This window comes from Bacillus sp. NPDC094077, from assembly GCF_050279465.1.
Lineage (GTDB): Bacteria > Bacillota > Bacilli > Bacillales > Bacillaceae_G > Bacillus_A.
In genome coordinates this window covers 565387-576819 of record NZ_JBNNUF010000003.1, presented here as the reverse complement: position 1 = coordinate 576819, position 11433 = coordinate 565387, and the positions used below count along the sequence as shown (strand labels likewise).

At 35.7% G+C, this 11433-nt stretch carries 11 protein-coding genes and 1 pseudogene; all 12 read right to left on the bottom strand.

Going from position 1 to position 11433, the window contains the following annotated elements; all coding sequences use genetic code 11:
* Window positions 1-850, bottom strand: a pseudogene (locus tag ACQKNR_RS11790) (hypothetical protein); the annotation flags it as partial.
* Window positions 851-1108: 258 nt separating this feature from the next.
* A complete protein-coding gene (locus ACQKNR_RS11785) occupies window positions 1109-2017 on the bottom strand; it encodes a chemotaxis protein (RefSeq protein WP_427317981.1) in 909 nt (302 codons plus the stop codon).
* Between the two features lie 124 nt (window positions 2018-2141).
* The gene (locus ACQKNR_RS11780; RefSeq protein WP_427317979.1) at window positions 2142-2627 is read right to left on the bottom strand and encodes a LysR family transcriptional regulator; all 486 of its coding nucleotides are present in this window, start codon (window positions 2625-2627) and stop codon (window positions 2142-2144) included.
* 366 nt (window positions 2628-2993) lie between these two features.
* Window positions 2994-3329, bottom strand: coding sequence for a DUF3964 family protein (locus ACQKNR_RS11775; RefSeq protein ID WP_427317978.1), 336 nt, complete (start codon window positions 3327-3329; stop codon window positions 2994-2996).
* Between the two features lie 49 nt (window positions 3330-3378).
* Complete coding sequence (locus ACQKNR_RS11770; protein WP_427317976.1) at window positions 3379-4602, bottom strand: flagellar hook protein FlgE; 1224 nt, start codon at window positions 4600-4602, stop codon at window positions 3379-3381.
* A 16-nt stretch (window positions 4603-4618) separates the two neighbouring features.
* Window positions 4619-5197: a flagellar hook assembly protein FlgD gene (locus ACQKNR_RS11765; RefSeq protein ID WP_427317974.1), complete on the bottom strand. Its 579-nt coding sequence runs from the start codon at window positions 5195-5197 to the stop codon at window positions 4619-4621.
* Between the two features lie 3 nt (window positions 5198-5200).
* Window positions 5201-6310, bottom strand: a complete 1110-nt coding sequence (locus ACQKNR_RS11760) for a flagellar hook-length control protein FliK (protein WP_427317972.1) — start codon at window positions 6308-6310, stop codon at window positions 5201-5203.
* Window positions 6311-6320: 10 nt separating this feature from the next.
* Window positions 6321-6731: a cytoplasmic protein gene (locus tag ACQKNR_RS11755; RefSeq protein WP_427317970.1), complete on the bottom strand. Its 411-nt coding sequence runs from the start codon at window positions 6729-6731 to the stop codon at window positions 6321-6323.
* A 116-nt stretch (window positions 6732-6847) separates the two neighbouring features.
* Entirely contained in the window at window positions 6848-8152 is a 1305-nt protein-coding gene (locus ACQKNR_RS11750; RefSeq protein ID WP_427317968.1) for a flagellar protein export ATPase FliI, read from the bottom strand.
* The gene (locus tag ACQKNR_RS11745) at window positions 8149-8838 is read right to left on the bottom strand and encodes a FliH/SctL family protein (protein ID WP_427317966.1); all 690 of its coding nucleotides are present in this window, start codon (window positions 8836-8838) and stop codon (window positions 8149-8151) included. The genes ACQKNR_RS11750 and ACQKNR_RS11745 overlap by 4 nt, the downstream gene beginning before the upstream one ends.
* Window positions 8825-9829, bottom strand: coding sequence for a flagellar motor switch protein FliG (gene fliG, locus ACQKNR_RS11740; RefSeq protein WP_427317964.1), 1005 nt, complete (start codon window positions 9827-9829; stop codon window positions 8825-8827). Before fliG ends, ACQKNR_RS11745 begins: the two co-directional genes overlap by 14 nt.
* Before the next feature lie 13 nt (window positions 9830-9842).
* Window positions 9843-11417: a flagellar M-ring protein FliF C-terminal domain-containing protein gene (locus ACQKNR_RS11735; protein WP_427317962.1), complete on the bottom strand. Its 1575-nt coding sequence runs from the start codon at window positions 11415-11417 to the stop codon at window positions 9843-9845.
* Between the last annotated feature and the right edge of the window lie 16 nt (window positions 11418-11433).

Here is an 11433-nt window from a genome sequence, read left to right as displayed (position 1 = left end):
CTTCATTCGCTTTCACTGTTGCTGTTCCGATTTCTTTTCCTTCTTTTGCTGCGTCATATACTTTGACTACATCTCCTGCTTCTAACTTACTTACTATGATCGTGTCTTCTTCTCCTGTTGTGTTGTTCGCTGTTTTAATTACTGACGCCGCTGGCGTTACTGTAATTTCTGCATCAAATGCTTTCACTGTACGCGTACTTTCTAGCTCACCTTTACTTTGTACACTTACGTATACATTTCCTTTTGTTTTTGCGTCTTTTGCAATTTGATCAATTTCTATTTTTGCTTCTACCGCATTTTCTCCCACTGTTGCTGTTCCTAATTCTTTTCCTTTTGTTGCTGCGTCGTATACTTTGACTACGTCGCCTGCTTTCACTCCTGTCACTGTCACTACATCTTTCACACCTGCTTTATTATTCGCTACTGTGATTGTTCCTGCCACTGGTGCTTTTGTTACTGGCTCAGCTGCATACTTTACCGCCACACGTGTACTTTCTTCTTTTCCTGCCTTAGTAACTGTTACGTATACTGTACCACCCGTCGCTGTTAATAAATCTGTTTTCGTAATTGTTCCTTCTTTACTATTCTCTGCAACTGTTGCTGTGGCCAATGCCTTCTCTTCTTTAATCGCATTGTATATTTTTACAATATCTCCAGCTTCTAAATTACCAACTGAAATCGTATCTGTATCGCCCGTTTTTTTATTTTCAACCTTAATAGCTGAAGTCGCTGGAGCTATGGATGGATTACCTGCTGCTAAAGCTGTAATAGATGGGGATGTAGCAGAAATCATCAAAGCTGAACTCACACAAATACTTGTTAAAAGTTTAGAATTTTTATTTTTTTTCATTTTAATTCCTCCTGTTTTAATAAAATGATAATTAGATAATAGGATATTTTAATATTAACAGATTATATTATCTTACTTTTTTTAAAAATATGCTAGTAGATTTTTTTATTTTTAAGTACTTTCTCATCATAAAAATATATATTTAAAAGCAGTAATACTTAATTTGAAATATATAAACCAAACAAATAAGGTAATCAATCATATATATGAATTGACCACCTTATATTTAAAGAAATTCCAAAACAATTACATATTTTCTTATAAAACTAACTTATCAACAAGACCAATTAACTCTTGAATATCTGGCTTACTTACTTGCGCATTTGCTCCTACAGCTTCACCTTTATGGAATAATTCATTTGTAATTAATGAAGAGAAAATAATGACTGGTAAACGATTCATTACTTCACTATCCTTAACTACTTTCGTTAAATGATGTCCATCCATTTTTGGCATTTCAATATCTGTAATTAGCAAATGAATATGTTCAAACATTTTTTCGCCTTGCTCTTTCGCTAGTTTTTCAATTTGCGCTAACGCTTCTGCACCATTACTGAAGAAGTTCATTTTCGTATATCCAGCTGATGATAATGTTTCTTCTAGTATTTGGCGAAGCATCGCTGAATCCTCTGCAATATAAATAACTTTTTCAGCTCGATCTGTTTTTTGTTCTAATCCTGAAAGTGATTTATTGTCATAACCAGTACCACTAATTTCACATACAATTTTTTCATAATCTAATAGTAAAATGATTTTCCCATCTAGTTTTACAATACCAGATGTCGTTTCTTCTAGTCCCATAGATAATGAAGCTGGTTCATCAATTTGTTCCCACGAAATACGTTGAATACGATGCACTTCATCCACGCGGAAAATAACTTTCATTTGGTTTAATTCTGAGATGATAAATTTCGTTTGATCCAGTGGCTTTGTCGATCTTAAATTTAAAGCCGTTGCTAAATTAATAACTGGCAAAATTTCACCACGTACTTGGACAACACCTTCAACTGCATGATGAGATTCTGGTACAGTTGTAACAGGGAATGGATTAATGATTTCACGTACTTTCATTACATTGATACTAAATAGATTTTCACCAACAGTATATGTAACAATCTCTAATTCATTTGTTCCGCTTTCTAATAAAATACTTTGCGCTTGTGACATAAAGGTGTCGCTCCCCTTCCGTTAATTCCGTATATCTAATTATTAAGCTTTACTAAACCAAAAAAGTCAACTACCTATATAAAAAATATAGATAGTCGAACAATTTATTTATTAATAAAGACGCTTAATCTTGTATAAACGAAGAAAGTGCCTCTAATAACACTTCTTGTGCCCCTACAATTTCTGTCGGCATTGCTTCCCATTTTTTTGAAAGTTCCGTTTCTACTCTTATTCTTAGCTCCGGATTCATTTCTTCTAGCACATATTCTTTCGTAGCTATATCCACATCAAGTAGCGCGAGTACATATAGTTCCGGGTCGTTTATTTTTTCAAATAATTGCTTCAGTATTGCTGGTGCTATATGTTTTAGTTTTTCAATATGAATTTCCTTATCCGAAAATAGTAATTCATATTGAATAAACGTAACATTTTCTTTCATCACTTTAAAATAACAATTATTTTTTTTATCATTCACAAAATAACCATTCGGATCTGCAATAATACTCTCAACTTTACGAATTAAATCTGGCAAACTACTCGCCGCCATTACAGTCCGCTGCTCAACCTCACTCGGCGAAATGAATGTAACGCGATACTTATTCTGCGCCATCCTCCTCACCACTCCTTTTATAAAAATCTATCACCACAAACAAACATATTAATCCAGCCAACTCTTATATCCTAGCTAGCTCTAATTTCAAATCACTCAAAAGGTACTGGGTTGCTAATAAATAATGATTACTTTCCTCATCATCAGCTATCCCAATACCTATTCACACCTCTGTTTTTACAACTACGAGCCCATCTGAACCAAAGACGTTACCTACACTACACTTCGACTATTTCGTCTTAAACTACACTAGTACCTCTCCATATCTCTGGCCCTACACACCGGTCGAGATTCTCTTAGGCACTAACCGCCACCATACACCGCTGGGTTCTCTCTTTAAACCTAAAAAGATAGCTTTTAAATCTTTTAAACGCCCTTCAGTAACTCGATGTTATTGAACCAAAATGCAATTTGCTGATCCGTTATCCCTGATAACGTAACAAAAAACTCACGGCACTTCATCTCGTCCTTAAACAGTTGATACTTCCATGCACCATCACTGCCAACACTGACGAAATAAAACTCATGAATACGACCAATAATGGCTTCCTTTTCACCAAATGAATACGGAGGCACTTGCTTAATTTCAAATTGATCCGGTAAATATACATGCTCTTCTCGTTCCATTTTCAACACTTGCTCGGCAAGTTCGCGTTTATTTTCGAAAAAAGGCAATTGTAAAATTCGCTCTTGTCTTGTCATACGAATAAAAAACCCTTTCTACTACATTACAATTTTTCTTTATGATATATTATCGAATTAAGTTTACAACTTCATTTAATACTTCATCTGATACTTTAATTACTTTCGCATTTCCTTGGAATCCACGTTGATATAGCATTAAGTCAACGAACTCTACAGATAAATCTACGTTCGCAGCTTCTTGTGCGCCACCACGTACTTTACCTGCACCGTTTTGACCAGATGCACCAAGTGCTAAAATACCTGTTGTATTCGTTGCTGTATAGTTACCATTACCAGTTTTCATTAAACCGCCTTCGTTCGGGAACATTGCAACAGCTAATTGACCAGCAGATTTCATACTTCCATCAGAATATTTTACCATCACATATCCACCGTCAGCAATAAAGCAATCTTTTACAGTTGCTGCCGCTCTACCATCTACGCCTGTTACTGATAATGTTTTATCTGTCGGATGGTTTGTTAATTTACTAAAATCTAAATTTATTGTTCCGCCATCAAATGGAATAGATGCTCCTGGTTTTTCTTGATTTGGATTTCCTACTGCATCAAACGTCATTTTACCAGTTGCACCTTTCACATCTTCAAACTTTGTGTCTTTTTTTGAATCGTTACGCATTTGTACTTTATATGTATAATTATGTTCACTATCTTGTGTAAACTCTACACGCATTGTCCATGTATTACCGGCATTATCATATACAGGCAAATCTTGTGTAATTTGTTTTGCATCAGTTGGAATATTCCCTTTAATTGTCCCTTCCGATGTTCGAATACCACCAATTGCCGTTCCCATTGGAATTTGCAACGGTCCTGGAATTCCAGATAAATCAACTTCACCAGTTGCTTCATTCGCAGGATATGCAAATACGTATTGACCTTCTGTATTCGTAATATAGTAATCTGAAGATATTGCAAACGTACCTTTACGCGTAAATTCCATGTTTCCGCCCTTTGAATCACCTACAACGAAGAAGCCGTTACCTTCCATTGCCGCTTGTGTTTTCCCACCAGTTAGCGTAATTTGACCATCACTATAATCCGTAACCGTACCGCTCATTTTTACACCGTTACCGATACTTTTTGGGTTTGTTCCAGCATATTTACCATCACCTTTTGCACCAATTGAATTGTTATATAGTAAATCATCAAACATTGCTTTTTGTTTTTTATAACCAACTGTTTGTGCATTGGCAATATTATTTGAAGTTACACTTAATGCATTTTGTGTTGCATTCATTCCTGTAATACTTGTATATAACGCTTTAATCATAACGTATAGACACTCCTTATGAATTTGTAGTATTTACTTCTTCAGTTACTTTTTGACCGTCCTTCTTTGCGTCTTCTGGATTCGTTTCTCCAATCGGTTTATCAGACACCCTCTCAACGAAACGAAGAGATACAACCTTATTATCAATAACGAGCTGTACTTCATTATTTTCTGCAAGGCGAACTGTTTCTACTTGACCGGTTACTTTTTTACCGTCACCGTCAACACCTCTTACATACTTTCCTAAAAACTTCATTCCACCATCAAGCGCTGTCGAATACATCGTCGTTCTTAAAGAGTCCACTGCTTTTGTCATATTTTGCACTTGCTCCATAAGAGATAACTGCGCTGTCTGGTTCATCATTTGATTCATATCCATTGCATTAAATGGATCTTGATGTTCGAAACTTGATAAAAATAATTTTAGGAAATCATCTTTCCCCATTACCCCAGGAGTCTTTTGCTCTCCTGCTGAAACTCCGTTTGTTTGTTGAACTGGCGATTGTACGCCATTAACAGATGCGTTTTTTGTTTGCGCTCCTGCCTGTAACGGAATATGATTTGTACTCGTTGTATTTAATTCAACTGTTGGCACGCTTTATTCCTCCAATAATCCCGCGAATTCTTTTGAATGTTGTTGCTCATGTTTCGTACTTGCTAATTTCTGTTTTTGCCTTTGCTCTTGTTCTCGCTGTTCTTTACGGCTTTCATCTTTATCTGAATAGCTAATTTGAATATTGATTTCTTTTTCTTTTAACTTTAACCTCAATTCATCAAAAATGATTTCAACACGTTTTTTCGCATCGTGTTTTTCCATTTCTACGTGAACATCAATTTGATCTCCATGTTTTTTCATAAACACCGTCAATGTGCCAAACTTTTCTGGATTTAGCTGGAATAAAACACGTTCTTGTTTCACTACAAACTTTTGTAGCGCTTCTACTTGTGCTTCCATTTTCTTTCCTAAGTCAGGTAATGTAACCTTCTCAGCACCACTATTTGATTTTCCTATTTGGTCTGTACTCGTTGCTTTATTTAATAATTCCGCGCCCACTGAACTCGAATCATGTGATGCATCAACTTCTGGCAACTCTACCTTCACATCGTCGCTCTCTGGTTCCATAAGATCTGCCTCTTTAGACTCTTCTTGTTTCTTTGCAATATTACAAGTTTCTGTCTCTACAACTTTCAATGCTTGCATCGTTTGCTCCGGCATCGTCACTTTGTCTAACACCATTTGCATTGTATCTTCTAAACATATGGCATTTTTAATATTCATGTTTGAAAGAAGCTCTTGTATTTTTTGTAATTCAGCCGCGGGTAATTCGTTAAGTTTTATATTTCCATATTCTTTATACAACTCTTGTATTTTTTGTATGTATTGATATAACAATTCTGGCTGCACACGTAATTGCTCAATTGCAACCATTTGCTCAGATACAGCTAATAATAACTGTTCTGTCTCTTTTTTTTCTTCTTTCTTTGCAATTGGCTCTTCTTTCTTTACCGATTGCTTAGAAAGAATATATTCTTTCTTCTCTTCTTTCGGTGCTTCTTCTCGTTTCGTTTTCTCCGTTTTCGGCTGTTTTTTATTCTCCATTCTCATCGTATAATCGAATGAAGAATTTTCATTTTTTGATTGTATTTCTAGCCCTTTTTCTTTTTGCGGAGGTAAACTTTGTTGCACCGGTAATACAGATTGTATCACTACATTCACCTCATCCATTCATACACATTTTCAAATCAAGAAGCATTTTTTCTTCTAGCTTTTCTTGCGCTTTTGCAAGCTTCTTACAATCTTCTTGATACATTTCATCAATGACACGTTCTTTTTCTTTGACTTGCTCTAAAAGGCTTTCATTTTTTTGAATAAAACCTTCTGTTTTTTTAATTTTTCGATTCCATTCTTCTATTCTTTCAGGTGAAAACGTATGTGAAGAAAGCATGCCAGCCATAACATGTTGCCCAGTTTGTACGACTTTACTACGTGATTTCACAACATATAAATCATATTCTTTTTTTTGTTCTATTTTTCTTTTTTCAGCTGTTAGTTCGTACACTTCTTTTAAAATATGTTCTTTTTCTTGATTAATCTGCAATTTTATCGTGTCGTACTGCTGCTTATCCACCTGTTTTCATAGCCCCTTCCTATTATAACGCTCTCTTTTTCTATTATATAGTTTTTTTCCAAAAAAATCTGTGAAATATTAAAAAACAAAAAAATAAGACCTCTTGGGTAGAGGCCTTATACTATATGGTGTATCGCTTGAACGATATCATCAAATTGGAAACTATCCGATCGACCTTGTTTTAAAAACGTATTTATACCTTCTACTTTATTTTTACATTCAAAAATATAAGCATTTTCTTCATTTTCTTGAATCGTTCCTAATTTAAAATACAATTCATTTTCTTTATAAATAGATAAAATTTTTCTCATTTCATTTGCAAGTTCCCAATGATTCGGCGACACGATTTCTTCCATAATCCTACTTACTGAATCTAACACTGAAATGGCAGGGTAATGACTAAGCGTTGCAAGTTCACGCTTTAATACGATATGACCATCTAAAATACCACGCGCTAAATCTGGTACTGGACCGTTTAAATCGTCTCCATCAACGAGTACTGTGTAAATGCCCGTTATAGATCCCTTTTGCGTTTTCCCAGATCGCTCTAACAGCTTCTTCATATAGCTTTCCATTAACAGTGTTTTACCACCAATCGGTAACTCTTTCACGGCAATATCAACGCTTCTGCGCGCATCAGCAAAACGAGTAACTGAATCCATCATGAGTAATACGTTATTACCTTGATCACGGAAGTACTCTGCAATAGACGTTGCAAGCTTCGCTGCACGAAGTTGCATAAGGTGACTTTCATCTGACGTCGCTACAACAACGACGCTTTTCCTCATACCTTCGTCACCTAATTCTCTTCGAATAAAGTCTTTTACTTCCCGGCCACGTTCTCCTACTAAACTAATAACGTTAATATCAGCTTTTGCGTTTTTCGCAATCATTCCAAGTAAAGTAGATTTACCAACACCTGATCCGGCGAAAATACCAATCTTTTGACCGATACCAATCGTTAACATAGAATCAATTGATTTTATTCCCGTTTCAAACACATCGGTGATTTCTTCACGTTCAAATGCATGTATAGGCGGCGCATCTAGTTTTATTTTCTGTAATGGAATATTTTCAGCATCCTCATTTAACACCTCGCCATTTGCACTTAACACTTTTCCGAGTAAATGATTACCACGAGGTATAACAACATCTTCCGCAATTAATGTTACAGAATCTCCGTAACATACTTTTTCTGTCTGTTCAAACGGAAGTAACATATTGTTTTCTTTTTCAATCGCAATTACTTCACATAAGACGCTATGTTCTCCAACGAGACAAACATCTCCAATTTTCGCCTTCGGTCCTTTCGCTACGAAAAACTGCTCTTGTACACTATGAACTTTACCGATTTTCGTATAAAACGGTGTTTCGATAAACGTATTCCACTTATTATGTTCATTTATGAGCTTGTTGTTCATAATTTTTGCTCCTCAAACAACTTCTCTTCTTCCCATTTCTGACGAAGTTTTGCAAATATAGGTGCAAATTTAAATTCAAAAAACTCTTTCTCTTCCTCCAAAACAAATTCACCGAACTGTAAAGAGAAATCATATTTCCATTCTACTAATTGTAACAGCCAATACTCTTTCGTATTTTCCTTCTCTTCTTGAATACGTTCAAACGTTTCTGGATGTACTGTTATTATTAATTTTTCAAATGAAGTAGGCAACGTTTGAACGATGCCAGTTAAAATTGGTAACACATCAAGCAATCGCGAATCTACCGCTTGGTTCACGATTTTCTCTGCTAGATGAAAAGATTGATCCCATAATAACTCTGTCCATTCGTATGCTGTTTCTTGTTGTTCTTTTTGAAACTGCATACGTGCTGCTTCCATCTGTTCCATTTGTTCATGAATATGCACTTGAAATTGTTCTTTATCTTGTAATAGCTGTTGACGCTCTCGTTCTAGCATTTGCTGCTCTTGCCTTAACTGATTCATTTCCATATGTAATGATTCTTGCTGGGCACGAAGCTCTGCATGATCAGCTTGTAATTCTTCCTCTTCTATTTGGATTGAAGCTGGTTTTGGAAATTGTAATTCATACGTTTCTTCAGAAAAAGAAACAGAATTCTTCGGAATTCTGTTTTTAAATAAGGACATCCCCTTCACCTCTTTGAACGATAATTCTTCCTTCTTTTTCTAGCTTTTTAACTGCACCTGTAATCGTTTGCTGCGCTTTTTCAGCATCCGTCATCTTAAGCGGTCCTAAGCCATCTAATTCTTCTAGAATCATCTCTTTACGGTTTGAAGACATACATGTAAATAATTTCTCTTTAATTTCTTCTTTTGCAATTTTAAGTGCTTTCGCAAGAACACCGTTATCTGTAATTTCTTCTAATACACGGCGAAGCGCAAGATCTTCAAGACCGAGTAAGTCTTCAAAGACAAACATATTTTCTTTAATTTTCTCAGATAACTCATAATCGACTTCATCCAGTTTTTGAAAGACTGTTTTTTCAACACCTCGTGAAACATTATTTAAAATGTTCACTATCGTTTTCAATCCATCAGTTTTATTAATTGCGCTAAATGCCATATTATTTAATTTCGATTTTAGCAACTCACCAATTTGATTAATTAATTCACCATCAACTTGTTCTAATTTTGCAATTCCCATTACCGTCTCTACTCGTTTATGATCTGGCAATCTCTCAATTAATTGAGAAGCAAGTTGCGGTTTAATATAAGAAGCGATTATCGCAATCGTCTGCGGTGATTCATCATTAAGCACTGTAAGAAGTGGTTCTAAATCTGTAAGTGAATTTAAGAACTCAAACGGATTATCTTTATTATACCAAAGGTCTTCTAATAATTTTTCCAGCTCGTCTTCTGGCATATTTTTAAATATGCGACGAATGTATTCTTTATCTGGAGTGACTAGGTTCAATTCTTTTACATTTAGTTCATATAAGAACTCCCCTAGTACATTTTCTAATGTTTCTGGTTTATATACACGAAACTTCGCGATTTCACGAAGTAATACTTCTTTTTCCTCAGCCGTCATATATTCAATGACTTTTGCTGCCACCCCTTCGTCTAATGTACGAATGAGGATGGCAGCTTTTTCTTTGGAGGAGATTTCATCTAACATCGTTGTTCCTCCCTTACTGTCCGTTTAACCATTTTTTAATTACTTTTGCAGTACCTTCTACATGTTCTTTCGTAGCCTCCTGCACTTGTTCATCTAACGTTGGTTCTTTCGGCTCTTCTGGTTCAGGTTTTGGCTCTGGCACTATTTTTTCTTCGGGAATTTCCAAGATACTTTCATTACTTGCAGCAATTTCCTCTTCTGCTAAGTATTCTTCATATTCCTCTTCTTCTCTCTTTTTCTTACGTCTTGCTAAGAAGAACCATATTAGACCAACGAGCGCTAACAATCCACCTGTAATTCCGCCAATTAACCACCAGTTCATACCACTTTCTTCTGGTTCTTTCGGCTTCTCTTCTTTCGGTTGATCAAATTGTACTGTTACAACGTTAACTTGTCCGTTCGTAAAGTTCCCGTTCGGATCAGCCTGAAGTCCTGCTGCCGTTCCAATTGCTTCTTTGAACGTTGTCATATCCATTCTTCGTTTTACTAACGTATCTTTATCTACCCATACAACAACATTTGTTTTCGTTAATTCTGGATGTTTCTTAATTGTTTCAACTGTTTTATCTATTTCATAGTTTTCAATTTTGTTACCATTTTTATTATCGTAGACGATTTTACCGTTTTGATTATTGTTCGTACCGTAGTTTGGCACTTCACCGTTCGCTGTAATACCAGCGTCCTGCTTCGTTTCTGCTCCTTCTTGCGCAGTAGAGCTTTCCTCTTGCTCTTGTTTACTACGAAGTACACCTTTATCTCCGTATTTCTCTGATTGACGTGTAACTTCATCGTAATTTACGGTAACTTTCGTATTCACTTTATATTCATTCGGCTTAAACATCGTCATTAACGTTGCATCAATATCTTGCTTTAATTTACTTTCAATTTGATGCTGCATCTCTACTTCTTTTTCATAAGAAGAGGAACTAGTAGAATGCGCTTCATCTGCTCCTTTTGAGATAACACCTTTTTTGCTATCAATAACACTTACTTCTTCTGCTTTCACGCCAGGAACTGCCGCACTAATCATTTGCTGTATACCCGCAACTTGATCAGCCGTTAATAATTGGCCACGTTTCACACCAACCGTAATCGCCGCTGTTCCTTTTGCTTTTTCTTCATCAAAAATTGTCTCTTTTTCAGGCAATGTAATTTGAACATTTGCCGTTTCAACCGTCGCAAAGTTTCTTACAATATCTTGCTCCAATTGCTTTTTCGTACCGACAATTTGCTTCATTTTTTTATCTTGCTCACTTGAACCGAGCGAGCTTTCTAATAAAATTTCCTCACCACTTTTAGAATTAAACGGTAAGCCCATTCCATTCATTTCTTTTCGAACCCATGGAGCATCATTCTTTTGCACACGAATCGAACCATCGGCCGCTAATTGGTAATCGACACCTAACTTCGATAATTCTGCTGTAATCTCTTGCTTATCTGCATCATTTAAATTTTGATATACAACAACATATTTATCTGGCAAGGTGAAGTATAAAAGTGCTCCTGTTACAATCGCTAAAAGCGCAGCACCGATTACTAACTTATGCCACGTTTTTAACGATTGGATAACATTTTTTATCTTTTCCATTTAAACACACCCGTCC